The sequence below is a fragment of the Marinoscillum sp. 108 genome (assembly GCF_902506655.1).
GTDB classification, from domain to species: Bacteria; Bacteroidota; Bacteroidia; order Cytophagales; family Cyclobacteriaceae; genus Marinoscillum; species Marinoscillum luteum.
This window is the reverse complement of sequence record NZ_LR734808.1, coordinates 1,146,568-1,171,894: the sequence shown is the minus strand read 5'-3', so window position 1 is coordinate 1,171,894 and position 25,327 is coordinate 1,146,568. Positions and strand designations below refer to the sequence as shown.

Below are 25,327 nucleotides of genomic sequence, written 5' to 3'. Positions count from 1 at the left end.
TGAGGAAAAAGACCGCCAGATTGGTGGTCTTTTTTTTGGTTAATACTGAACTTTCACGCTTTGGAAATGGGAGGAGCCAAGCTCACCAAATAGTTTATTGCCGAGCGCATCAGGATCGTTACTCTTGAAAAAATCCATAGCCGCATGCACCAGCTCATCAGTACTGATAAATCCATCACCATTTAAGTCCATGGCTTTGAAGCACTGATTGGCAAAGCGAACTTCCACCCGGAAGGACACAAAAATGCTCATAAACTCAAGACGGGAGATGAGCTGATCTTTGTTTTTATCAAATACACTCTGCAGGCGGTTGACAATCAATGTGATGTTTTGATCCAATACCTCGTCATCTGCCCCAAAGAAGAAGTTTTCCATAAATTCAATCCACTGTTTGGAGTCAATGTTTTGGAGGTTTGGCTGCTGAAAGTAGGCCTGAATAAAGCCCCAAATCATATTGCCTTCTTCCCGAAGCAGGTTGTCATGGTCATCATCTTCAATGATCCCTGTGAAAATGGCTACATTGTCTGCAATGCTTTGAAAATCGGATTTTTGTAGGAGACCATTGTGATCAAAGTCAATGATGCGAAAGAGGTGTTCCAGTTTCCTGATTTGTAATTCTTGGAGCATAGCGTTGTTTACAGGCATGAAGTAACCACTTTTTGGGCAATGAATCAATACTATCCTTTCAAAATACCATAAAAGGGGGAGCCGGAGGGGTCTTGAAGCCCGATTAGCTTTTCCGCTTGACTCCCCGCACTGCCTCCGCACTCCACGGGTCATCCGGCCAGGAGTGTTTGGGGTATCTTCTTTTCAGGTCTTTTTTCACTTCAAAATAGGCATTGTCCCAAAAGCTGCGCAGGTCAGAGGTAATCTGTACCGGTTTATAGCCAGGAGAAAGCAGGTGCATAAGTACCCCATTTTTACCACCGTTTACTTTGGGTGTGTCTGCCAGACCGAAGACTTCCTGAAGACGCACGGCCAATATGGGAGGCTCACCATCGGCCCTGTACTGAAGGGAGACGTAAGAACCACTGGGAACCTCTATTTTTTCAGGAGCCAGCTGGGTCAGGAGCTCCTGCAGCTCCCAGCTCAGGCTGTGGTGGAGTACTTTTGTGAGATCTATCTTTTTCAGGTCTTCAGGTTTCTTCACCTGATCCAGATAGGGAGTTAACCATTCACCATTGGTCATGAGAAGGGTAGGAGTGCTCACATCGGGCCAGTTGCCCTGAGGATTCCATTTTCTTAATGACAGCACCCGATTTTGCCATTGCTGCACGCTTTCGTTGAAATCCAGCAGATGGCCCCCTTCTTTTTTGAGCGCTTCAGAGATGGCCTGCACCAGATGAGATTCGTCAGGATCGGGGAGTGGTTTAGATTGGAGAATGATACTGCCAATTCTCAGGTCTTTCGTGGCAATCAACCCGCCTCTTTTGGTATCCCAGGTAATTACTTCGCGCTCCTTCACCAATGGAGCCAGATCGCGGGGATTGAGCGGTGAGGCCATGAAGATTTTGCCCATGCCATCCCGGGCATCCATGTGCGCAATAGAGAGCCAGGGCTCATGGGCCAGATCATCCTTGTGCCCGGCCATGGCATATTTACCGTTGGAAAGCTGAAACTGTGCATTGTTACCCGGGCGAGCAAAAGCAATTCTTTCCGGGTAAGCATGTGACAGGATGAGTCCGGTTTCGAAGGGGTCTACAGGGCCATTGTCCACTTCAATATCAAACATGCGGCGATAGGATTCTGCTACCTTTTCTATTCTCGCGAACTTCCGACCAAGGCGGTTCTCATCACGGAACCGTCGCAGTGTTTCTATCCTTAGATTAATGTCGATGCCAGCTTCACGCCCAAGCGGGTCACGCTCCTCCAGCAGAGCAGCCACATCTGTGGCCAGCTCGAGCATATCGGCCTCCTCGGCTTCCAGCAGCATGTGTGCGATTCGTGGATGACAGGGAAGTTGGTGGATCTTTTTCCCGTGGGCCGTGATGCGGCCGTGTTCCAGGGCATTGAGCTGATGAAGGGTTTCACTTGCCTGTGCCAGAGCGCCTTTTGGTGGAGGTGTGAGCCAGGTAAGTTGGTTGATGTCCATAATTCCCCACTGAGCCATGTCCAATACCAGTGCTGCCAGGTCGGCTTCCATGATTTCGGGGTTTCTGTGCTCCGACAGTCTGGCTTGTGTGGCTTTGGACCACATGCGGTAGCATACACCCGGTGAAAGCCTTCCAGCCCGTCCTGCGCGTTGGTCAGCTGAGTCTTTGGAGATCTGCACCGTTTCCAGTCTGGAGAGTCCAGACTTGGGGTCAAATTTGGAGGTACGACCAAACCCAGTGTCCACCACTATTTTGATGCCCTCTATGGTAAGGCTTGTCTCCGCGATGGAAGTGGCCATCACCACTTTGCGCTTGCCCGATTTATCGGGCATGATGGCTGCAAACTGTTTTCCCTGAGGTAGCTGACCATAGAGCGGATGTAATGCAAACCCTTTTAACTCCTTTCTGAGGAGTTCTTCACATTTTCTGATTTCACCTTCACCGGGAAAAAATGCCAGCACGTCTCCCAAATGCTCTTTGGTGGCTTTGATGATGGTGCGGGCGGTCATCTCTGGCAGGAGCATCAGGTCCTGCTCCCCAACGTACTGTACCTCAACGGGGTATTGGCGTCCCTTGCTGACCACAGAGGGAGCTTTGAGCAGCATGGTGAGCTGGGGCATGTCCAATGTGGCGGACATAATCATAATCCTCAAATCAGGGCGGATCACCTGCTGGGCCTCACGGCAAAGTGCCAGTGCAACGTCTGCATGAATGCTGCGTTCGTGAAATTCATCAAAGATCACCAGTCCGACCCCCTCCAGACTATTGTCTGCATGAATCATGCGTGTAAGGATCCCTTCTGTGAGAACTTCTATCTTGGTGCTTTCTGATACTTTATTGTCAAACCTCACCCGGTAGCCAACCCTTTTACCCACCTGATCCCCAATGAGTTCAGACATGCGGCTGGCGATCGTTCTTGCAGCAAGCCTTCTGGGTTCTAACATCAGTATTTTTTGGCCTTTGAGCCAATCCTCCTGCATCAGCGTCAGTGGCAGCAGGGTACTCTTACCAGCTCCGGGCGGGGCATTCACAATCAAGGTGTTATTAGCAGTGAGATGAGCCTTCACTTCATCGATCACTTCTGTAATGGGCAGGTCTATCTTATAGGGATCGAAAGACAATTTGGGTATCGGGATTTAGTGAATGGCGAAATTAATCGATTTGAATAAAAGGTGATGACTTTAGTGATCGATCCCCTTCAGAATGCGGTTGAGGCTTCGAAGTGTGATGCCCAGATAGTCAGAAAGGTCCTGTTTTGGGATGGTGTGAAACAGGTCGGGGAATGACTGCTGCAGACGAAGCAGGTTATCGGCGGCAGGGTGTGATTGGTTGTGGGCATGCCGGAGGGCTTTGTAACGGACTTTGTTGGCGAGTGTCTCCATGATGAGCGTATTGAATCGGGGATCGGTGTGGAGCAGATTATGAAAATGTTCCTGATTCATCCTGAATGCTGATAGTTGAGTGATCGCCTCTATGCTACTAAAGCTTAGAGATTGACGGATCAGTTCTATCTCTCCGAAGAGTTCGCCAGGGCCGAAAAACTCCTGAACGAAGATCTTGCCGTTATTCTCCCGATGAAAACACTTGGCGATACCCGCAGTGATCACAAAGGCGGCCTTCACATTTTTCTCCTGACTGATGATTTCCGTTTTGGGATGGAAATCGGTAACCGTCACAGGTCCATTCGACTGGTGCAATTGTGCAAGGTACTGGAGAAGGGCTGGATTTTCCCGGATCATATCATCTATGGGACAAATGTCCTTTACTATTAGGGAAAGTTGAGGTTCTTTTGTGAAGCCTAAAAGTAAACTGGCAAAAATTATCTACGAATCAAATGAATACAGATAGACTCACACAGCAGCTGGCCTTTATCAGGGAGATAGATAAGCTGAAGTACATACAGCGAAAAACAAGACTCTTTAACAGTCAGCGCCATGAAAATGATGCAGAGCACAGCTGGCACCTGGCCATGATGGCGATGGTGTTGGCAGAGCATGCCAGCACGGAAGTGGATCTGTTCAAGGTGATGAAGATGTTGCTCATTCATGATATAGTGGAGATAGATGCCGGGGACACTTTCCTTTATGACACCACACAGAGTCATGTGAACACGGAGGTGGAGTTGGAGGCAGCCAAACGGATTTTCGGGTTGCTCCCAGAGGAGCAGATGCGGGATTTCATTGCGCTTTGGGAGGAATTTGAAGCTGGAGAAACCCCCGAGGCGCGCTTCGCTAAGGCTTTGGATAGGTTGGAGCCGATCATGCAAAATGCTTCCAATCAGGGGGGCACCTGGGCAGAGTATGACGTGCCTCTAAGCCGGGTGTTGGAAAAGGTGCAAGGGATTCGCAAAGGATCAGATAGCCTTTGGGCGTACACAGAAGACTTGCTGCGTGAGAATGTAGAGAATGGTAATTTGAAGGAGTAGGGGTTAAATTTTCCCGCGCCATTTTTTCTTTTCGCTGTGTTCTTTTTTGGCTTTTATGCGCTTGTTGATAGCTGATTTGGAAGGTTTGGTTTTCTTTCTCGGCTTGGGCACAAAGGAGGCTTTGGTGAGTATTCTGTCTAGTTTTTTAAAGGCCAGTTCTTTGTTTTTCAGCTGCGACTTATGACTATCCGCGGTGATGATGAGGGATCCATCGCTGGTGAGCTGGCTTCCGATTTTTTCTTTTAAACGTGATTTCTCTTCCTCCGTCAGATGTCCTGACTCCAGAACATTGAATCGCAGAATCACTTTGGTTTCCACCTTATTCACGTGCTGGCCGCCCGGACCACCACTTCGTGCAGTGGTGATCTGGATATCAGGCTTGATCCTGGATATGGGAATGTAGTGGCTCATGGGGCAAAGGTAGGGATAGCCAAGAGAAGTACTGGCAGGTTGGTGGGTGCGGATTTGTGACGATCCAAATGAAAGGGTGGTTCCGAGTATTAGGTGTTATTTCAGTTTTCTAATGCCAATTTAATCATCTCAGAGATTTAATTAATCCCTACTTCAATACCTTAATGTCCTTTGAGATGAGGATTGGGGGGTATGTTTCTATGATACTTTCTATTTCTATGCTTATCGTGTCTCCTTCGTTTACTTCAATATAGTTCCCATTGGGAATGCTAATGACCGTAGTGAACTCATTGTTATTCTGATCCTTCAGATGCAGGGTCTTTCCGTCCTTTTCCTGACTGATTTTCGAGACGTAGTAAGCCTCTCTGGATCCGCTTGAAGGGTTGCATCCAAAAAGAAGGGCGGCGAGTGCGAACTGTAGAATGGTTTTCATAGATATTTTAGTGGAGCATAAAAGACATCAAACGACGTGTTTTGGTTGGTAATGTTGTCGAATTTCTTTTTGGCCTCATGATCTATCTGCGGATAGTATTTACCTTGCAGTTCACAGGGATAGTGGAATCACACACTGGAACTCAAAGATCCCAGGCTTTTTAAAGAAACGCTAATACATAAATTGAATGAATAAACTCATGTGGGTCATTATGGCCTTTATCTCAGGAGCCTTCCTGCCCATACAGGCTGGCCTCAACACCAAACTAGGCAAGGCAGGAGAAAGCCCTGTACATGCTTCCACTATCTCGTTTGTGGTGGGCACAGTGGCGCTATTGCTCTATATTCTATTCACTCAGCAGTCGGTATCCTGGGAGGGCATCAAATCCGCTCCCGGCTATGTTTGGATAGGTGGGGTGCTCGGTGCTTTTTATGTGACTGTTATCATTCTGGCTTTCCCGCAACTGGGCCCTGGCCTCACCTTTGGACTCGTTGTGGCTGGTCAGCTCATCATTTCAGCGCTTTTGGAGCACTTCAACGTGCTGGTGGCTCAGCAGCAGTCCATCAGCCCCATGCGCGTATTGGGCATTGTGCTGGTGGTGGTTGGAGTGGTGATTGTGCGGAAGTTTTAGGAATCAGGCGAATTCCTTTGTGGAGATTGCATTAAAGATGGATTGTGAGTTTGTGATCTGATACCTTATTTACCTCAATCCAATTGATTGGCTACTTACCTTCATTTTCTTTGCTTGCCCCGGGCCGCGTAGGCAAAGAAAACAATTGGTGGTACTACAGAAGGGCACCAACCTAGCCGGTCGCACGCAAAAAATCATTTCGACTCATCTGGTTTGAGCTTTTTTGAGGAATTTTTGGAGTCAAAATGATTCACACTTGTCCCGGCCGGGCAAGGCTTGGATGCGCCGCCCTCCTTTATGTCTCTACTTTTCTGAATCCAAAGTGGATTAGTTCGGTTTTGCAATATATAACTCTAGAGACCCTACTTAATGACTTCATCCAGTTTTAGTGGCTGTAGATCAGGCGGTGATCTTTTGCTGTGGTTTGAAAATCTTGGCGTCTGCATAGAAGGTGCCAAAGGGAACCAACGACGCACCCAGCGAAAGTACGGAAGCTTTGATGCCCCAGCCATGAATGAAGATGTTCTGAATACAAAACAGCACATAGAGAATGAACAGCCAGCCGTGGGTCATGCCTACATATAAATTGGGTTCGGGGATTTGAAGCCAGTATTTCAGTGGCATGGTGATAGCAAAAAGCAGAAAGCTGACACCTTCCAGAATGGCCAGTACTCTTAATCTTCCGATGGGTGTTTTGAGGTTCATTGAGTCGTCGTTTTGGTGCTGCGAAATTGGGCCAGCCAACCCGGTTCTCCTAGCAATGACCCGAAATAGTGATCATTTTTCTCTGTTCAGAGCATCTTGAGTAGCTCCGCTTTCGACAAGAGCTTGGCTGAGGCACTGTCTTCTGTAATGAGCTCCCCGGAGAGTTGCTTCTTGGTAGTTTGTAGCTGTAAGATTTTTTGCTCAATGGTATCAGGGCAGATGAGGCGTATAGCGGTCACGTTGTTTTCCTGGCCGATCCTGTGTACCCGATCGATGGCCTGGTTTTCCACAGCAGGATTCCACCAGGGGTCTACCAGGTAAACATAGCTGGCTTCTACCAGGTTGAGGCCGGTACCGCCAGCCTTGAGGCTGATGAGAAACACCCGGATGTCTTCATTTTGCTGAAAGGACTCCACAACCGCCTCACGATTTCTGGTGTTGCCAGTGAGAAGGGCATAACGAATACCCCTGGCGTCCAGTTCCTCCCGGATCAGCTCCAGCATGGAAACAAACTGAGAGAAGACCAGCATCTTATGATGTGGAGCGTTGTTTTCTATTTGCTCCATGAGTGTATCGATCTTGGAGGAGGTCTTCTTGCCCAGGATTTCGTCACTTTTCAGCAGCTTGGTAGAGTTGCAGATCTGGCGCAGTTTGGTGAGGCCTTTGAGCGCATGCATTGGATTTCTTTCCAGCTCTTCCGCCTCTGTGACCGAAATGTAGTCGCGAAACTCCTTCTCATAGGCGTTGTAGGTTTCCCGCTGCTCCGTCTCCATGGGGCAGTAGAGGATCATTTCGGTCTTTTTCGGGAGCTCTTTGGCCACCTGCTGTTTGGTTCTTCTCAGCAGGAAGGGTTTGATTTTTTGCTGTAGTTCCTTAGCTCGCCGGCTGTCTTTGAAGCGGTCTATTGGCACGGAGTACAGCTCTTTGAAGTGTCGTTTGTTGCCAAACAGGCCAGGACACGCAAAGGAGAACTGACTGTACAGATCGAAGGTATTGTTTTCGATGGGCGTGCCCGTGATGACTACTTTGTTTCGAGACTGAAGGAGCCGTGCCGCCTTGTAGCGCTGAGATTCAGGATTTTTGATTTGCTGGGATTCATCCAGAAAGATGTAGTTGAACTCAAAATAGCGGAGGTAGTTGATGTCTGTGAGCAGCGTGTTATACGAGATCAGGATGATGTCAAATTTTTCCAACCCATCGGTCCCTTTTATTCGGTCCGCACCCTGAAGGGTATACACAGATAGGCTGGGTGCAAACCGGGAGATCTCCGCCTGCCAGTTGAAAATCAGCGTAGTGGGCACCACCAGCAGGTTGGTACTGTTGGGAGTTTTCTCCTTTTGCAGGAGTGCAAAAGCGATGATCTGAATGGATTTGCCCAGTCCCATGTCATCAGCGAGGCACCCGCCAAAGTTGTACTCGTCCAGAAAGTTCAGCCAGTTTAACCCTTCCTGCTGATAGGTCCGCAGGGTGCCTTGCAGTGTTTTGGGCACTGGTACGGGCTGTATGCTGGTAAAGTCTTCCACTTTCTGCTTCAGCAGCCGGATGTCCCTTTTGGTGGTTTCGTCCAGCATTTCTTCATCAAAGAGCTCTTCTATGTCGGAGAAGTTGATTTTTGGGATGCTGATCATGTCTTCCTCGTTCAGGTCTCCGGCGGTGAAATAGGCCGCGAACTTCTCTATCCACTCCTGAGGCAGTATGCCCATCGTACCATCGTCCAGCTGTACATACTTGCTCTTGTTTTTCACGGCCACCTGGATCTTTTTCACAGAAGCTTTCTTTCGGCCAAAGCGGGCACTGATGGTGGCGTTGAACCAGTTGAGACCACTCAGTACTTTGATGTCAATCCGGGCTTTGTGTGGGTTGACCTTGTTGCCTTCCAGCTCATTGAATCCGAGTACTCTGATCCCGGCATGCCCCCAGTCTTCAAAGGCGGGGAGAAACCAGTCTTCATTCAAAAACTGTCGCTTGTGGAGGTAAAAGTGATCCAGTTCGTTTTCCAGCTGCTCCCGGAAGTCGGGGTGCTGCCTGATGAGGAGGGCAGTGAGTTCTATTTCCGACTGGGTGTCCCGGTCTACCAGAAACTCACCACCGTTTTCGTCCTTGCCAAACACCTGACGCTTGGTTCTCACAGGTATCTCCACGTCGTTGTAGCGCATCACAGGCATGATCATCACGTGGCTGCCAAAATCGGAAAGGTAGATGATCTTTTCTGTGTCGGAGACATATTCGCTGGCTGCCAACTGGCGGGGGGAAGCCTTTGCGATGAAGGTGTACTCAATGTGGATCTTATCGGCCACCTTGTCCAGAAACTGTGCTTTGAACTCACGGAAAGCGGAGGCGTAGATGAGCATCCGGCCCGACTTCTGTTTGAGTAGCTGCACGATGGAGAGCACGGGAAGCTTGTCTATGAAATACCAGACCTCAGCAATCACCAGAAAGCATTGCAGTCTGAGGGACAGGTCAGCTACCTGGTGCGTCACACCATTGATCGATACCGAGGCGTAGATTTCATAAACTCCTTTGCTTTCGCTCACCGTCAGGGTGATGTCCTCCTGAAGCCGACGTACTTTGATCGGTAGTAATGATTTGGGCGAAAGGCTTTCTGAGGCGCTGGCCTGGTGGTAGTAGAAGGGGTAGTTCGCCGGGTTTTGGATCACCGCTCGCAGGGCGGTGATGTCCCGTGTGCCCAGACGCTCCTCTGTGCGGTTCTTGAGCTGCCCGACGCCCATCAGAAACTTAATGTCCCCGGGACTGGACGTATGCCAGATGGCTGCCTGTGTGTCGATGGAGCGGATAGGAGCCTTTATTTTTCCTTGCTGGGTATGAGGCGCCGCGCAAAGCTCTGCCTGCAGACCTTTGTAATATTTGTGTTGCCTGAGGACTATGAATTCGGTTTCAGCCTCAGAATTGGCGACTGGTGCTGTCGGAGGCTCCGGGGAGAGGATGCTGTTTCTGAGCTCGGCCAGGTGCTCGTGGGTGACGGCCGTGAGCGCCGGGTTCACCGGATTGATCACCAGACGGTTTTGATAGAGCTCCAGTCTGAAGTGCTCATCCAGGTCGGGCTCGTTTTCCAACCCATAGTCATAAGCCACTCGCTTGAGCCGTGCATGCCTCAGCTGGTTATCGAAGAAGAGCTGCAGATCCTCCTGCCTGGTCAGGGCAGAGAGGGCTCTCGCCTGATGGAGGCACATTTGGTTGGTGTTTTCAGCGCATTCGCAAAAGAGGATGGTTTGGCTTTGCTGCTGAATCACTGACACGGAAAAGGTGGCGTTGTTGGCCTCAATAGCAAAAAAAGCCTCGTTCAACGTGATGCTGTAAGGAAACAGGCTGCCCCCGGAGATGGTCTCTGAGGTGTCCATGCTCACATGCTGATAGAGGATGCGATCGGTGATTTGATCTACCGGGGTGTCAAGGATGAATCGGTGGTTTTGGATGGAAGCGCTGATGGATACCGCAGTTTATGTGGTCAATGGATCAAAGATACTATGAGCGCCTGATGTGTAGGTGGTTTATTCACTTTGAGTTACTGTATTCTGGATCTGCCCGACTGGTACTGCTGAGCAAAAGCCGAAGGAGTGAGCTTTGTCCATTTTTTGAAAAGCCGTGAAAAGTAGGCGTAATCCTCGTATCCCAAATCATAGGAGATCTGCGAGAGTGAGGAGGTGCCATGCACCAGCATGCGCTTGGCCTCCAGGAGTATGCGCTCGGTGATGAGTTGTGTCGGTGATTTATTCAGCGATCCCTGGGTCAGTCTGTTGAGATGACGCACTGTCATGTGCAGCATGTTGGCATATGCCCCAGGTGACTTTTCGGTACGGAAATTTTCTTCTATCAGTTTTTCCAGCTTGCGCAAATGCTCGGAGTGCACACCTGTTTTAGAAACCTCCATTTGTCCCTGAGCCAGGTATAGCCGACTGAGCTCTATGTAGGTAAGGCTCAGCAGAGACGAGAGCTTCTGGGTGGTCATGAAGGTGTTTTTGCCGCTGTACTCCGTGAGTAATTCATTGAACCGGGCCGCCATTTTATGGGTGTCCGTGGTGTTCAGCTGCAGCACTGCGGAGTTCAGCTGAGAGTAGAAGAAAGGAAAATCATAGACCGATCGATCGGTAAAGGACAAGTCGAAGAATTCCTGAGAATGAAAGAAGATGAGCCCTTCAATGTCGTCAGACAGCTCCCAGTAGTGCGTTTGCCCGGGTGAGAGGAAGAAGACACTCCCGGGTGTTACCCGATATTTTTCAAAGTCAATTTCATGGAGGCCACTACCGCTCGTGAAAAGCACAATGAGAAAGAAGTTGTGTTTGTGCGGAACCGTGATGGCGCCATGGTGCGCTTGCAGGTGCCTGGTGAAGGTGTTACAGTGAAAGTCTATCGGGTCTCCGTGGCTTTCAAATTCGGTCAGGTCCAGTACATTGATGCTCTTCATGATTGGGGGGGATGTCTCTTTTGTGCAAATATTGGAAACTTTCGTTTAATCGATCATTGGTGATAATCCATCAATTTTGCTCATAATTATTTGAGAAATGCAAAACAGGCTTAAGGGAGTTTTTCAGGAGAAATGTCCGATTTGTGGAAAAGGGGAGGTCTTTGAGACCAAAGGAAATGTGCTGCTGATGAAAATGCCGCAGATGCATGAGACCTGTGCGCACTGCCACCACCGGTATGAGATAGAGCCGGGGTATTTCATGGGGGCCATGTATGTGAGCTATGGGCTGAACATTGCCGAGATGGTCGCTGTGCTGCTGGTTTGTCTGGTGATCGGCGTGTCGCTGGATTACATATTGTACCTGGCCATTTTCACCGTATTGCTCCTGTGGGGGTTCAATTTCCGCATGAGTCGCGTTATCTGGATGTATTTGTTCAACAAAGGGTGAGCTGACCCAAACTCCAGGGCCAGGAAAGGGAACAATCCGAAAACCCGTGGGGAGATTGCTTTGAAGATGATGGTGAAGTTGTGATCTGATACCTTATATAGCTCAATCTAGTTGATTGACCACTTACCTTCATTTTCTTTGCTTGCCCAAAGAAAACGAAGCAAAAGAAAAGGCACCAACGCAAAAAATCATTTTGACTCATCGTATTTGAGCCTTTTTTAGGAATTTTATTGGAGTCAAAATGATTCACACTTGCCTTGGATGCCCCGCCCGCCTGAACGTTCCTACTTTTCTAAATTCACGTCCATTAATCGGCTTTAAAAAATATAGAGTTACCACACACAAATATTGCTTGATCCCAGGAGAGCGGGTTACCCCAGTTTCTTGTTGCTGAACAGTCCGTTGATTTCGGCATCTATTCGCTCCACGATGAATGAAAAGTCTTCCGGTCTATTCACGAAATCCAAATTGTTGACGTCTATGATCAGGAGATTGCCCTGGTCATAGTTACCGATCCACTCAGCGTAGTGTTCGTTGAGGTTTTTGAGGTAGTCCAGGCGAATGGCACTTTCATATTCGCGCCCTCTTTTCTGAATCTGACTCACCAGCCTCGGGATGTCAGCCTTGAGATAAATCAAGAGGTCAGGCGCATGAATGTGCTCAATCATCGAGTTGAAAAGTGCCAGGTAGGTTTCGTAGTCCCTTTCATTGAGCAGCTGCGATTTTTTCAGGTTCATGGCAAAGATGTAGGCATCTTCATAGATGGTACGGTCCTGGATGGCCGACTGCTTGTTGTCCTGTATGGTTTTGATCTGAGAGAAGCGACTGTTCAGGAAGTGGATTTGCAGATGGAAGGCCCATTTCTCCATGTTTTCGTAGAAATCAGCCAGGTAGGGGTTGTTATCTACGCTTTCGTAGAGCACGTCCCAGCCGTAGTGATGTCCTAATTTTTCTGCCAGGCTCGTCTTTCCCGAACCGATATTTCCACAAATCGCCATGTACATGCCGCAAAAATAGGGGACACGAATGACCTGGGCAGCAGAAGCGGAAAAAGTATTTTGAATGGGAAGTTTTTTGAGCTTGGGGGAATATTACTGGATCAGGCGTAATTTCTGTAGGGAGATGGATGGTGATGATCTGATACTTTATTTACCTCAATCCAAATTGACTCCTTACTTACCCTTCATTTTCTTTGCTTGCCCCGGGCCGCGTAGGCAAAGAAAACAATTGGTGATTCCACAAAATGGCACCAACCTGGCCGGTCGCACGCAAAAAATCATTTTGACTCATTGTGTTTGGGCTTTTTTTAGGAATTGTTGGAGTCAAAATGATTCACACTTGTCCCGGCCGGGCAAGGCTTGGATGCCCCGCCCTCCTTTACGACCCAATTTTTCTGAATCAAAGTGAATTAATTGGGTTTAGCAAAATATAAATATATAGTGATGCCCTAACAAACATTGCTTGCCCCGGGCCGGGTAGGCAAAGAAAATGAGGGTTAAGAGCTTACCTGTTTGAATGGGCCATGGATGTGGTGTTCGATTATTGTTGCTCCCTTACATCTTAATGCAGTTTTCCCTTCGGGATATGCCTGATCGATTTCCATGAACCTCACTATTTATTCAATTCTTTTTGCCTCCGGCTGGTATCCAATCTTTCCTTTTATAATTTCGCAGCAACCCTAATCCATAGAAATCCATTGCTGAAGCGACTTGTTACATTTTTGCTGCTGGCAGGCAGCTATCTTACCCATGCCCAGGAGCACAAAAAAGTAATGGCCGTGCAGGGCGATGGGATCTACTCACTCCTGAGAAACAGCGGCCTGGAGCCCAAGAAATACCTCGCACCGTTTATCGAGCTGAATAAGGAAAACCTGAGTTCAGAAAATGGCCTGTTCATCGGCAGGATCTACCTGCTGCCCAAGCCGGAAGAAAAAGTGGAAAAGGCCGATGAGGAGGTGGTGATGCCCGATAGTGTGGACATGCAGACCGTGAAGGCCACCAAAGTGCTGGAGAAGCGGTACTATGGCATATTCGGGGCAGACTATGCCATGGTCTCCATAGAGAGCCGACAGCTGGAGGGCGCGGTGTTTTACCTCATCTCCGGCCATGGTGGGCCAGACCCGGGAGCGGTGGAGCACTACGGCGGCCAGCTCCTGGCAGAAGATGAATATGCCTATGACGTGACCCTGCGCTTGGCCCGCAAGTTGATCGCCAATGGTGCGCTGGTCTACCTGATCACGCGCGACCCCAATGACGGCATACGGGATGCGCGCCTGCTGGAGGTAGATCATGATGAAGAGACTTACCCCTCCAAACGCATTCCTCGCAACCACTCACTGCGCCTGAAACAGCGGGTGGAGGTGGTCAACGAGCTTTATGAGCGCCATGCCGCGAAACCCTATCAGCGGATCATTGAGACCCATGTGGATAGCCGCAGCAAAAGTGAAAATATCGACGTGTTTTTCTACTACCATGAGCTGAGCAAGGATGGGCAGCGACTGGCACAAAACCTCCAGCAGACTTTTAAACAGAAGTATGCCCGCTATCAGCCCAACCGCAAATACTCCGGCACTATAGAGCCACGAAACAGCCTGTACATCATCAAATACTCCAAAGCACCCACGGTGTATGTGGAGATCGGCAATCTGAAAAACACCCGCGACCAGCGGCGCATCCTCGACTGGGAAAACCGTGATGCCATAGCCATGTGGATTACCGACGGAGTGATTGCGGACTTTAAGGAAAGGTAGGGGGGATGGAGGCCGCCTTCTCAGGCTAGATCATGATAGAAACGTTGCGTTTTTGCTTTGTCACACTGAGCTCCGTCGAAGGGTGAGACAGCAGTGGGATTCCCTATAGCCAACAATGGTTTGATCGGGATGGAAAATCTGTTAGATTTGGTAACGTTATAAGGCGCATAACAAACCATTGGTGGTTGTTAGCCGGATGTTATCTCTCATCACCGCACAGAATAATGATCGAACAACAAATACAAGAGCTTCATGATGCAGGTCTTGAGCTCAACAAACTAAAGACATCTTTCTTTAACAAGATCACCGCATTCTCTATCGGTCTAACTGGGTTACTCATAGGCCTTAAACCAGCAAGTATTTCAGTATACAATGCTAAGATTGCTTTTCTAACATCCATAATATGTCTAGCATTATGTGCTCTTTTCTCATTACTTGCTCAACACTATGAAATTAACTTCTCCAAACAAAAAGAAGCTATAATCAGAAAGGGAATAGAGTCTAATACTCAAGGAATTGGATGGATAAACAAACCATTAATTTATAAAGCTGCCGAATCCTTAACTTATATCTGTTTAACAATCTCAATTCTAACATTGATTGCTTACGTTTATTTACTAGAATTTACAAATGGACCCATATAAAACGATATGGTTTGCTCCCAAGCGAACTTTCGAGAACTTCTTTCAGAGTGAATCCAAGCAACCCGTTTACTTTCTTCCATTCTTAATATTTGGGGCATCCTTTGCGATTGAACAATCATACGCTATCGGTAACCTTTTTGGTGATGGTGCTCTCATTTGGACTGCCTTAATAATGATCCCTGTTGGCATAGGTGTGATTTACCTTGTTTTTGGACTCTTATTACCTGGACTAACTCACTGGATCGGTTCAATTTGGAAAGGAGACTCAACTCCTCGTCAAATGACGAACGTTTATTCAATATCCATAATCCCGTACTGTATTCTACTCATATATCAACTTGCCTTGTTTGCAACCGGTACAGAGCCAACAATTGAAAACATGAACGGTCTAACTCAGTACATCATCCGACTATGGACTTTTGCACTTTTGATCATCGGGATAGCTAGAGTTCAACGTTTTAACTACGGGCTTGCGCTCCTTAACTTACTTCTAACCTATCTGCCATTTCTTTTAATTGCATTAATGATAAGAGGATAACAAGAGATAACAGTTGCTAAGCGGCATTTGTCAGCGTGCTATTCACAGCCTGATCTGCAACTGTCCCACTTTGGTGCACCTTCTGATAGTTGAGAAGCCTTAGCAACTGTCTTGCTTCTGGCATTTATCTTTCACAACGCATTTTCTTCGGGATAGCTTTTGAGGGGTGGCGCACCTTCGTTACTTTTAGTACTTTCAAGCTAAGTGTGGACAAACCGCCGCTTAGCTGGACGTTGTAGCACATTATCTTCATGACGAATAAGGTTTGGTACGAAATGGTTGATATGAAATATGGCGAACTGTATTTGAGTAAATACATTGGCTTTCAACATCGACTCAGAAAAACCTTTAAAATCATAACATTTATCCTTTCTCTGTCTGGGATTCTTGGCTGGAAATATTTCCAAGATTATGCTTGGGTCATTCTGTTGATCATTTGCGTCATGCAACTTCTTTCTTTGGTCGGTAACCAACTTGTTCGGTCTGATAAAGAAGTAGAGGAAATATCTGCTCTCAAAATGATGTACACCAAGTACTTCAACAAACTTGAACGCCTTTGGGACGAACTCTATACCCAACGCATTAACGATGATGAAGCTCTTGAACGGTTTTACGAACTCCGAACTACTGACTGGGAGAACATCGAACAATTGGATTGCAAACTTGACATCAAGAGATTTAAACGCCTGATGAACAAGACCGAAATAGAAACAAACGATTACATTAATAAATATCATAATTATGAGTAAGAAATCAACACCTTCAACTCCGCCACCAAAACAGGTGAACATTATTCAACCTGCTGGTGATGTAGTGCCTTTAGGTCAGGTTCCAAGAATGGTTAAACCACCGGCACCACCAAAAAAGGGAAGCTAAGGAGGACTTGGAGGACTTTCCATTCGGGGAACCCCTAACTCGGACGAACACCGTGAACATTTTCGGTGAACGGTCAACTTATGCCCAATGAAAAAGCATAGTGAACGTGCTACAACAAATGCTATGAATGAATGGGGTTTCATCGGTCAGTATATTTTAGTGGGGATTGTAAAGTCCGCCACAAGTTTTAAATTTAAATCAAGGCGTGGCTATGTGCGAGACGAGAGGTTAGTGCTTTCTAATCCCCACTCATCATAGCTGGTCTTGTATGCCATTTGCTAACCTCATAAGTCAATCTAATAACATGGACTTTAAAAATCTTAAAACAAAAAATCTTGAGAAAGGAACTTTGCTTTTAAGTCCTGGGCAAAAATGTAACTATGGGTACAGAGTAATAAGTGGCTGTCTTAAAAGCTACGTTTTAGATAGTTCTGGGAAAGATCATATCTTACAATTTGCTCCTGAAGGATGGTTCATTTCTGATTTGGAAAGCTTCACAAAACAGACTCCCAGCAAAATATTCATTGACGCCATTGAAAACTCAGAAGTTCAAATGATTGGTAAAGAAGTTGTGCCGAGTTTTGAAGAATTGAATCATGAATGGCAAGTAGAATTAGGACTAAAGTTTCGCAATAATCTGATTGCTTCAAATAACCGATTGATTTCTCTTCTGAGTGGAACAGCTGAAGAAAAATATCTGGAGTTCACACAAACTTACCCTGCTCTGGTGCAACGACTACCTCAAAAGCTCATAGCCTCATATTTGGGAATGACGCCCGAACACCTCAGCTATACTCGCGGTAAACTAGCCAAAAAGAAGTAGCAGCGTTTCTTAAGATATCTTATTTTTTATCCATCCTGCCTTTTGGACTTTTGTCTTATAAAATTTAAAGACATGGAACAAAAGAAAAACAACAAAGCAATGCATATCACACTATGGATTGCAAAAGGATTATTAGCAGCGATGTTTATCATGGCTGGGTTTATGAAAGCCACGCAACCAGTGGATGCGTTGGCCGAATCACTCGTATGGGTCACATCCACTCCTCTCGGATTGGTGAGGTTCATTGGCGTTAGTGAGTTACTAGGAGGAATAGGTCTATTGCTGCCTGCCATTCTACGAATCAAGCCATTTTTAACGATCTGGGCAGCACTAGGTATAGGCGCTATCATGCTCTTAGCAGCCATATTTCATGGATCAAGAGGCGAATTTGAAGCAATAGGATTCAATGTATTCATTTTGGCCATAGCTCTCTTCATCGCTTGGGGAAGAAGTAAAAAAGCACCAATCTCAGCAAAATAAATAAAGGTTTCTTCATCATTCGTGGCTCATGATGAAGTAATTAATTTAAAATATAAGACAATGAAAAAAGCAAATATTCTGACAGCATTAGTAGCAGTCATAGCACTCTCAGCCTTCACAATCAAAGCATCAATAGATTGGAAGATTAGTGACGAATTTTCCATCAAATTCACAAGCGAAGACCCTACTGGCGTCTTTACCAAAATGGATGGTGATGTTTCCTTTGATCCGGACGATTTGCAGAGTTCAAGGTTCGACGTAAAAGTAGATGTAAGCTCCATCAACACTGGCAGAGGCATGCAAAATAAACATGCTGTAAGTGACAAGTGGTTCGATGCAGACAATTACCCTACCATTGATTTCACTTCTAAGAGCTTTGCTAAAACAGCTACTGGATATGAGGTTATAGGTACACTACAAATACATGGTGTAGCTAAAGAATTCACCATGCCCTTTACTTTCGAAGATGACGTATTTAGTAGCAGTTTCACCATAAACAGGCTTGAGTACAACATTGGCGACATGAAGGGAATGTCAAAAAATGTGCCTGAGGAGTTAACGGTAGATATTTCAGTTCCAGTAACTAAAAAGTAAGTCGATGAAAAAGATATTTGTACAAGGACTGGTAGCGGGCGCACTTTCGTCATTGGCTGGTGTTGTTTACTTCAATATTTACCAAAGCACCCTACTCACGCAGTTTGATAGGATCATCAACACGGGATCTATTATTGGAACCTCTTTCATTGGCAGTATGCTCATAGCGCTAGGCTATCTAGCCTTGTACAAATTCAATAAACCCAACTTCCAAGGCTGGCTTAATGTATTGATCTGTCTTCTTTCATTTGTCAGCATTATAAGCCCTGTAGGAATGGCCTTGCCGCTGGATATCGAGTTCCCGGAACTTTTCCCTGGCTTAGTCGTGCCCATGCACTTCTTTCCCGCTCTGGCCTACTTCACAATTCAACCATTTTTCGAGGTAAGAAAAAGCTGAGTAATCTGATTAGTTCACTTTTCAAAACACGACTCATAGCATATTCATATGAATCGGAAAAATTTTTTAAAAACAATCCTAGGTGCTTCGCTTTTTACCTCTATAGATGGATTTGCATCTATCGCACACATTATTTCAGATATGAATAAAGAACAACAGACTTCAGAGAAGTTTGCTTCATTTGGAGCCATACATCTCAACATTACCCATCTCGAAAAATCTACCCGATTTTGGACCGAAATCGTAGGCATGAAACTGCTAAGCACTTCCGGCAATACTGCTGAATTGGGTACGGACGTAAATACATTGGTAGTGCTTCATGAAACGGTCAAAAAGAAATTTCAAAAAGGATACAGTGGCCTATATCATGTAGCTATTCATGCGCCTAACATTCAGGAATTTGCCTCCATGGTTTACCGACTGGCGCTGAATAAGTATCCGTTTTCGCCTGTAGATCATACCATGTCTAAGTCAGTGTATCTGGATGATCCGGATGGAATAAACATAGAGTTTACTTTGGAAACGCCCGAACGATTTAAACGAGTAGTTACCGATAGAGGTCTAAGCATAGAAGATGTGAATGGCAACATTCGCAGTGCATCCGATCGCCTAGATCTAGACGAAGTAATGAGTCACTTAGGAAGTCCAAATATTGATAAGATCATTTCGAATGAGACCTATATTGGTCACCTGCATCTTTATGCGAATAACGTGGCAAACTCCAACAGTTTTTATCAAAAATTGGGCTTTGAGTCTTTCAATAATTTGCCTCAATTCATGTACGCAGATGTTGGAGCAGGAGGGTCTTATAAGCATCGTATTGCTATGAATTCGTGGCATGGAATGAATAAGCCAATGGCTCCAAGCGATAGTGCAGGAATGCGACATTTCAATATCATTTTTAACAACAAGGAAAAATTTGACTTGGCCTTAAATAACCTGACTGGTGTTGAGACAAAAGACGATGGCTACTGGTTCCTAGACCCTACGGGAAATAAAATTTGTTTGACGTTTTCCTGATTTATTTGAATTTGAGCTGGTAAAAAAACGGCATACAACAAACGTAGCTGTTGCACAACCCCTCCAAAATCTAAACATGATCGGTAGACTTGTGCTGGGAGTTAAAATACTCAAGTGAACTTATGATAGCCGGGAACCCCGAATACGTGCCAAAAATGAGTCTTGAAGTCCTCTATCAAGCTAATTATTGAATAAAGCCACTGTAAAGAAGGCTGTCTAATCCCTCCATGAGCTGGTTAAGTACTAAACCACGCAACTGCTCACAGCTGAGACGAGACCGATATCTTTCATAATCCTTCGGATGCAAAACCTACCAGTAAGATCTAACTCTCAGCTATACCCGACAGCCTTTCAAAACCCGTCAGGCATGGAGGCCGCCTCCTCAGGCTAGGTCATGATAGAAACGTTACGTTTTTGCATTATTAGCCTGAGCTCCGTCGAAGCGTAAGACAATGCTTCCCTTATTGATGATGAATGGAAACTCCGGTCTGAGTCAACTAAGGCCGACCCCTCGAATTTTAATTTTCCTCTTGGCAAAATATTGAGTGCTATACCGAATTTAAGGTATTGATATTAACCACTTATTTGATTTTGTTTGCCCGAACATATTCGTACCATTAAACCATTTTACATGTATTTAGCTCAACACATTCGATCCATTCAACTATTCAAATATTCTTTAGCCATTAGCTTCGTTCTGATTGGCTTTTTTACCTCCTTGGCCACAGTGATCACCGTGGATAATAATGAAAACTCAGGCGCTCTGTATTCAAGTATTCAGGTAGCCATCGATGATGCTACCGTGGGTGATACCATAATAGTTGCAGGTTCTGAAACTACCTATGATGGGTTTACCTTGAACAAGAAGCTGGTGTTGATCGGGGCTGGCTACCAGTCTACAGAAGATGCCCAGTTTGGTTTTACCACCAAAGTAAACCACATGGTCATTAAAAATGAGAATCCCGCCTTGGATCTGAATGCATCCGGATCGCATATTGAAGGCTTTTATGTAAATGGAGTGGTAACAACGGCCGGTGGAAACTACCGATACATCTCTGTTGGCTTTGAAGGCACTGAAAGCAACACCCTCACCAATGTGACATTTACCAGAAATAGATGTGAGTCGGTTCACCTCAGCTATTTTAGCAACATCAAGATTTACAATAACATACTAGATAACATAGGTTATGCACCCAACTACAACAGTGTATATGGGGATTACCCATTTGGTAGTAACCTGCTTGTGGCCAATAATATTTTCACCGGTGGCGTGGCACGGGTCAAAGGATCTCAGATTTTCATCAACAATCTCTTTATAGGAAGTGATCAGGTCTATGATGTGTTTTTTAGTGGTGTAGGCATTACCAACCAGGCGAGTGGTATTGTCTTCAGCAATAATATTCTTTGGGGGAGAGCTACAGGAGGTGCCAGCAATGTGGCGCTCACGCACAACCTGGTACTGACCAGCGAGGGGGGTGAAACCTTCGATTATGGAACCAATAGCACTGGCAATAACCTTGAGAATGTGAATCCTAAATTTGTGGATGTACCTGAATTCGCATTGGATTTCAGCTATGACTACAGACTGGCGGAGGATTCGCCATGTAAGGGCACAGGATCTGACGGTACCGAAATGGGGATTTTTGGTGGTCCATACCCGTTTCCAAGTGCCGGAGATGTACCCAATGTGATTGTGACTGAGAGCAGGATTCCTAAAATAACTGATTTTAACATTCGTTCGGCAGCAGTGCCAGAGGGCAGTTCTATAGAAATAGATTTGAAAGCCAGAGTTTCCAATAATCAGTAATTACTTAAAGCGATATAGTGATGAAAGTTATTAGAAAACTAGGTTTTCTGACGCTCCTATTTGTAATAATCGGTCAAAACGCCTACGGGCAGGTTGATCTTAGCAATGGTCTGACGGCCTATTACAAAATGGAAGGCGACATGACTGACGCCTCAGGAAACGGATACGATGGCATTTACGCCAGTGGAACTAACAATTATGAAATTTCCGACAGGTTTGGACTTTTCAATACCCGCAGATTTTCAAAAGGATCTGATGGAAGTAGTGTCACCCCGGCCTACACCTCTTCAGATGCGGCCTTACGAAGCTCATCTTTTACCATTTCCTTCTGGTATAACATCGTCGATGGTTTTGATGATGATTCAGGAGTTTTGGATCTGGGTACCATGATCAATGCGGGTACTTTGTATACCATTTCAGTCGTCAATGAGGGGTTGAAATTCACCACTGCAGATGGGAGCGGAAATACAACTTCTTTTACCACCAATAGTGGCAAGCCAGGGATTTATCAAATGGCTACTTTGACATATGATGGAACTACCCTGAGTGCTTATTTAAATGGCGAACTGAAATCGGAGCAATCTGCGAACCAACCTGCATTGGGTTCTGGAGCCATCACCGTGGGATATCCCTTTGAAGGGGCCATAGATGATATCCGAATCTACAACCGGGCGATCAGTGCTGAAGAAGTGGATGCATTGTATAGTGAAGTGCTATTTCCGGATTTTTCGGTGGATGCTAATTCGGGAACAGGCTCATTGGATGTTGCTTTTTCAAGTAGTGCGTCCACGGCTGACGCCAGCATTGCGAATTATGCCTGGAGTTTTGGAGATGGAGCTACTTCTACTTCAGCCAACCCGAGCCACACTTACACTCAGCCAGGTAGCTATACAGTACGTTTGACCGTGACTGATGCCTCCAATCGTTCAAGAGCGCTAACCAAGCAGTCCTTGATTTCTGTTGCTTCCGAGGTAGCCGCTGATGTCCAGCTACAGTATGTTGAATACTTTTTTGATACCGATCCGGGCGTTGGCAATGGCACTTCTATTTCGTTTACCCCCTCGGACTCTGTGGAGATTATTGAGCAAATAGACTTATCCTCATTGTCTGCAGGGTTTCATCAGCTAATGGTGAGGACCCGGGATGGTCTAGGTCGGTGGAGCTGTTACATCAATCGGACTTTTTATATCATGGATCTAGCGGAGGCTCCCGGGGCTACTACTGGCACGGTGACTGCTGTGGAGTACTTTTTTGACAATGACCCGGGTATTGGCAATGGTACGAGCGTTGACGTCACTGCCAGCGACAGTCTGGATTTGGTGGCAACCATTGATGTTTCTTCTTTGTCAGCGGGATTTCATCAGTTGATGGTCAGGGTAAAAGACCATCTGGGCGTCTGGGGGATTCCATTTGCCCGTACCCTGTACATCATGCCGCAAACTTCCGGAGCGAACACTTCTGAGCTGATCGTAAGTGCAGAATATTTTATTGGTGATGATCCAGGAGTGGGGCAGGCTACTGCGCTGGAGTTGGGTGCGAATGGTGCTTCTATTGAAGCGCAGCTGGAAATAGGACTTGGTGCTTTAGTAGAAGGGGATTATTTGCTTTCCATACGGGTGAAGGATGATCTGGGAAAATGGAGTATTGCCGAGCGAAGGATGTTTACCATCTCCAATGGGCCAATCTCTCAGGACAATACCTTGTCTGTGGAGGAGGATTCAATATTGACTTTTGTGGCTGATGACTTTAATTATTCCAGCCAAAATGGCTCTACTTTTAGTCGTCTTCAGATCAATCTGTTACCGACTTATGGGGAGTTGACACTAGAAGGACAATTGGTTTCAATTGATCAGGAGATAGCTGTGGCTGACATAGAGCTATTGGAGTACTTCGGTGGAGCAGACTTTGCAGGTGAAGATACTTTTGACTTCACAGTGGGTGATGCAAGCACCTTTGGCGTTAGTTCGTCTACCATGACCATAGAGGTTACCTCTGTCAACGATGCACCTGTGTTTTCGCTATCAGGAGATGTAAATGTTGACCAGGATTTCACAAGTACAGAGGTGGTGACCGTAACTCCAGGTCCGGTGCCGGCGAATGAAGTGGAGCAAACAGTGACCTATTCCATAGCCCCGGCTTCAGTTGCGTTTGCAAATGTGGCCATAGATGCTGCAACTGGTACCGTCACGATCACCAGTGTTGCGGATGGGTTTGGTACTCAGGAGTTCACCGTTACAGCAGATGATGGTCAGGCTGTGCACAATACAGCCAGTTCCACTTTTACTTTGACCGTTACGCCTTCAAATCAAACTCCTCAAATAGCAGATCAGACTTTTACGCTTGATGAAAATAGTCCGGCAGAAACTGTGGTAGGAGATGTGGTGGCTACCGACCCGGAAAGTGACCCTATGCTCTTTTCCATCCTGGCTGGCAATGATCTCGGGGCATTCGAAATTGACGAGTCTACCGGGAGTATCAGTGTGTTGGACGGATCAGTTCTGGATTTTGAAACGATTCCGGTGTTTGAGCTGGAAGTGTCTGTAAGTGACGGAGCTTCAGAGGTAACCGCATTGATCACCATTGAGCTGGTCGATGTGAACGAAGTGCCTGTACTCTCTGCAGGGACCTTCACCGTAGCTGAAAATGCAACAGTCGGTACCTCTTTGGGACTTATATCAGCTTTTGATCCTGAAAATGAAGCCTTGACCTGGGCGATCACCTCGGGAAATTCGGATGACGCTTTTGCAATTGGTAGCGATGGAGAGTTGACCGTAAATAATGCGGCTGCCCTGGATTTTGAAACCCGGCCAGAGTTCTTAATAGGAGTGGAGGCTTCGGATGGTAGCAATAGCGGATCCGTGGACGTCACCATCACCGTGACTGACGATGGTAATCAGGCACCTTCATTGCCTGATCAAACCTTTACAGTTGACGAGAATTCTCCTGTAGGTGCGGTGGTAGGTACATTAGCTGCCAATGATCCAGAGGGTGATGTGTTGGAATATGTCATCACTTCCGGCAATGCGGGTGATGTTTTTAGCATGAGCATAGATGGGGTAATTACAGTAGCTGCAGCTGATGCTATTGACTATGAAATCAATCAGGAGTTCGCACTGAGTGTGACCATATCTGATGGTGATTTATCCACTGTGGGTAACGTGACCATCAGCGTGGTGGATGTAAATGAAGCGCCGGCTATCGTAGCGGCCACTTTTACTGTAGAAGAGGAATCAGCGAGTGGGACCTTAGTAGGGGTGTTGGAGGTCTCTGATCCGGATTCTGACGCCTTGACAATCTCCATTACGGATGGGAATTCTTCAGGGGCTTTTACCATTAGCAATGGTGTAGAGTTGACTGTGGCCGATGCCTCTCAGTTGGATTTTGAGATTCAGCCCGCTTTCATATTGACCTTGGAGGTGTCTGACGGCACTTTGACTTCATCAGCTGTGATCACGGTTAGTTTGATTGACGTAGAGGAGCCCTTGACCTTGGGTGGAGTTGGTCACGCCGATCTTGTGGTCTATCCAAACCCGACAAAAGGGATACTGAACATCAAAGGAGTAGGTGTGGAGCGAGTGAAAATATTTGATGCTTCTGGCAGGTTGGTGATGACCCATACCAGTGCTCAGGTTGATTTGACAGATCTCAAAGCGGGTGTTTATATGATCGAACTATTGGATCAGTCAGGTCATGTAAGCATGCACAGAATTATACTTGAGTAGTGGTAGTATAGGCGCTGTGGCATAGCTGTAATTAGGTGCCGAAAAGCGCCAGCTACATCTTAGTTTTAAATTCGAGTTTGTGTGTGATTGACTGAATCACCTATGCAA

The 25,327-nt window shown here is 46.4% G+C and carries 24 protein-coding genes; 15 read left to right on the top strand and 9 right to left on the bottom strand.

Annotation, left to right across the window (positions count from 1 at the left end; all coding sequences use genetic code 11):
• Nucleotides 1–39: 39 nt before the first annotated feature.
• The 3 genes from GV030_RS04835 to GV030_RS04825 form a co-directional block, all read right to left on the bottom strand.
• Complete coding sequence (locus GV030_RS04835; RefSeq protein ID WP_221413286.1) at nt 40–627, bottom strand: EF-hand domain-containing protein; 588 nt, start codon at nt 625–627, stop codon at nt 40–42.
• Nucleotides 628–730: 103 nt separating this feature from the next.
• Complete coding sequence (hrpB, locus tag GV030_RS04830) at nt 731–3,214, bottom strand: ATP-dependent helicase HrpB (protein ID WP_159580324.1); 2,484 nt, start codon at nt 3,212–3,214, stop codon at nt 731–733.
• 60 nt (nt 3,215–3,274) lie between these two features.
• Nucleotides 3,275–3,832 (bottom strand): Crp/Fnr family transcriptional regulator, encoded by a 558-nt coding sequence (locus tag GV030_RS04825; protein WP_159580322.1) that lies wholly within the window; start codon nt 3,830–3,832, stop codon nt 3,275–3,277.
• 95 nt (nt 3,833–3,927) lie between these two features.
• On the opposite strand from GV030_RS04825, the gene GV030_RS04820 reads away from it, so the two are divergent.
• The gene (locus GV030_RS04820; RefSeq protein ID WP_159580320.1) at nt 3,928–4,518 is read left to right on the top strand and encodes an HD family hydrolase; all 591 of its coding nucleotides are present in this window, start codon (nt 3,928–3,930) and stop codon (nt 4,516–4,518) included.
• 3 nt (nt 4,519–4,521) lie between these two features.
• Here the strand turns inward: GV030_RS04820 and arfB are convergent, their stop codons facing one another.
• Both arfB and GV030_RS04810 read right to left on the bottom strand, forming a co-directional pair.
• The gene (gene arfB, locus GV030_RS04815) at nt 4,522–4,929 is read right to left on the bottom strand and encodes an alternative ribosome rescue aminoacyl-tRNA hydrolase ArfB (protein WP_159580318.1); all 408 of its coding nucleotides are present in this window, start codon (nt 4,927–4,929) and stop codon (nt 4,522–4,524) included.
• A 148-nt stretch (nt 4,930–5,077) separates the two neighbouring features.
• A complete protein-coding gene (locus tag GV030_RS04810) occupies nt 5,078–5,362 on the bottom strand; it encodes a hypothetical protein (RefSeq protein WP_159580316.1) in 285 nt (94 codons plus the stop codon).
• A 187-nt stretch (nt 5,363–5,549) separates the two neighbouring features.
• Here GV030_RS04810 and GV030_RS04805 point away from each other — a divergent pair, with 187 nt between their 5' ends.
• Entirely contained in the window at nt 5,550–5,993 is a 444-nt protein-coding gene (locus GV030_RS04805) for a DMT family transporter (RefSeq protein WP_159580314.1), read from the top strand.
• A gap of 399 nt (nt 5,994–6,392) precedes the next feature.
• On the opposite strand, the gene GV030_RS04800 is transcribed toward GV030_RS04805, so the two are convergent.
• The 3 genes from GV030_RS04800 to GV030_RS04790 form a co-directional block, all read right to left on the bottom strand.
• Entirely contained in the window at nt 6,393–6,698 is a 306-nt protein-coding gene (locus GV030_RS04800; RefSeq protein WP_159580312.1) for a DUF3817 domain-containing protein, read from the bottom strand.
• Between the two features lie 86 nt (nt 6,699–6,784).
• Nucleotides 6,785–10,057: a DEAD/DEAH box helicase gene (locus tag GV030_RS04795; RefSeq protein WP_159580310.1), complete on the bottom strand. Its 3,273-nt coding sequence runs from the start codon at nt 10,055–10,057 to the stop codon at nt 6,785–6,787.
• A gap of 164 nt (nt 10,058–10,221) precedes the next feature.
• Nucleotides 10,222–11,121 (bottom strand): AraC family transcriptional regulator, encoded by a 900-nt coding sequence (locus GV030_RS04790; protein WP_159580308.1) that lies wholly within the window; start codon nt 11,119–11,121, stop codon nt 10,222–10,224.
• A 97-nt stretch (nt 11,122–11,218) separates the two neighbouring features.
• Here GV030_RS04790 and GV030_RS04785 point away from each other — a divergent pair, with 97 nt between their 5' ends.
• On the top strand, nt 11,219–11,569 hold the full coding sequence (locus tag GV030_RS04785; RefSeq protein WP_159580306.1) for a DUF983 domain-containing protein: 351 nt from the start codon (nt 11,219–11,221) through the stop codon (nt 11,567–11,569).
• Between the two features lie 371 nt (nt 11,570–11,940).
• Here GV030_RS04785 and GV030_RS04780 read toward each other — a convergent pair whose 3' ends face one another.
• A complete protein-coding gene (locus tag GV030_RS04780) occupies nt 11,941–12,573 on the bottom strand; it encodes a deoxynucleoside kinase (RefSeq protein ID WP_159580304.1) in 633 nt (210 codons plus the stop codon).
• Nucleotides 12,574–13,265: 692 nt separating this feature from the next.
• On the opposite strand from GV030_RS04780, the gene GV030_RS04775 reads away from it, so the two are divergent.
• The 12 genes from GV030_RS04775 (at nt 13,266) to GV030_RS04725 (ending at nt 25,219) form a co-directional block, all read left to right on the top strand.
• The gene (locus GV030_RS04775) at nt 13,266–14,318 is read left to right on the top strand and encodes an N-acetylmuramoyl-L-alanine amidase (protein ID WP_255465113.1); all 1,053 of its coding nucleotides are present in this window, start codon (nt 13,266–13,268) and stop codon (nt 14,316–14,318) included.
• Nucleotides 14,319–14,542: 224 nt separating this feature from the next.
• The gene (locus GV030_RS04770; RefSeq protein ID WP_159580302.1) at nt 14,543–14,962 is read left to right on the top strand and encodes a hypothetical protein; all 420 of its coding nucleotides are present in this window, start codon (nt 14,543–14,545) and stop codon (nt 14,960–14,962) included.
• Nucleotides 14,949–15,500, top strand: a complete 552-nt coding sequence (locus GV030_RS21680; RefSeq protein WP_159580300.1) for a YIP1 family protein — start codon at nt 14,949–14,951, stop codon at nt 15,498–15,500. Before GV030_RS04770 ends, GV030_RS21680 begins: the two co-directional genes overlap by 14 nt.
• Nucleotides 15,501–15,784: 284 nt before the next feature.
• Nucleotides 15,785–16,249 (top strand): hypothetical protein, encoded by a 465-nt coding sequence (locus GV030_RS04760; RefSeq protein WP_159580298.1) that lies wholly within the window; start codon nt 15,785–15,787, stop codon nt 16,247–16,249.
• On the top strand, nt 16,242–16,376 hold the full coding sequence (locus GV030_RS21580; RefSeq protein WP_255465112.1) for a hypothetical protein: 135 nt from the start codon (nt 16,242–16,244) through the stop codon (nt 16,374–16,376). Before GV030_RS04760 ends, GV030_RS21580 begins: the two co-directional genes overlap by 8 nt.
• A gap of 304 nt (nt 16,377–16,680) precedes the next feature.
• The gene (locus GV030_RS04755) at nt 16,681–17,199 is read left to right on the top strand and encodes a Crp/Fnr family transcriptional regulator (RefSeq protein WP_159580296.1); all 519 of its coding nucleotides are present in this window, start codon (nt 16,681–16,683) and stop codon (nt 17,197–17,199) included.
• A 72-nt stretch (nt 17,200–17,271) separates the two neighbouring features.
• Nucleotides 17,272–17,679 (top strand): DoxX family protein, encoded by a 408-nt coding sequence (locus GV030_RS04750; protein WP_159580294.1) that lies wholly within the window; start codon nt 17,272–17,274, stop codon nt 17,677–17,679.
• Nucleotides 17,680–17,739: 60 nt separating this feature from the next.
• On the top strand, nt 17,740–18,273 hold the full coding sequence (locus GV030_RS04745) for a YceI family protein (RefSeq protein WP_159580292.1): 534 nt from the start codon (nt 17,740–17,742) through the stop codon (nt 18,271–18,273).
• Between the two features lie 4 nt (nt 18,274–18,277).
• A complete protein-coding gene (locus tag GV030_RS04740) occupies nt 18,278–18,670 on the top strand; it encodes a hypothetical protein (RefSeq protein ID WP_159580290.1) in 393 nt (130 codons plus the stop codon).
• Nucleotides 18,671–18,811: 141 nt separating this feature from the next.
• Nucleotides 18,812–19,690 carry a VOC family protein gene (locus GV030_RS04735; protein ID WP_159580288.1) on the top strand — a complete coding sequence of 293 codons (879 nt, stop codon included), beginning with the start codon at nt 18,812–18,814 and terminating at the stop codon, nt 19,688–19,690.
• A gap of 631 nt (nt 19,691–20,321) precedes the next feature.
• Nucleotides 20,322–21,497 carry a hypothetical protein gene (locus GV030_RS04730; RefSeq protein WP_159580286.1) on the top strand — a complete coding sequence of 392 codons (1,176 nt, stop codon included), beginning with the start codon at nt 20,322–20,324 and terminating at the stop codon, nt 21,495–21,497.
• A gap of 20 nt (nt 21,498–21,517) precedes the next feature.
• Nucleotides 21,518–25,219 carry a cadherin domain-containing protein gene (locus tag GV030_RS04725; protein WP_159580284.1) on the top strand — a complete coding sequence of 1,234 codons (3,702 nt, stop codon included), beginning with the start codon at nt 21,518–21,520 and terminating at the stop codon, nt 25,217–25,219.
• Nucleotides 25,220–25,327 lie beyond the last annotated feature (108 nt).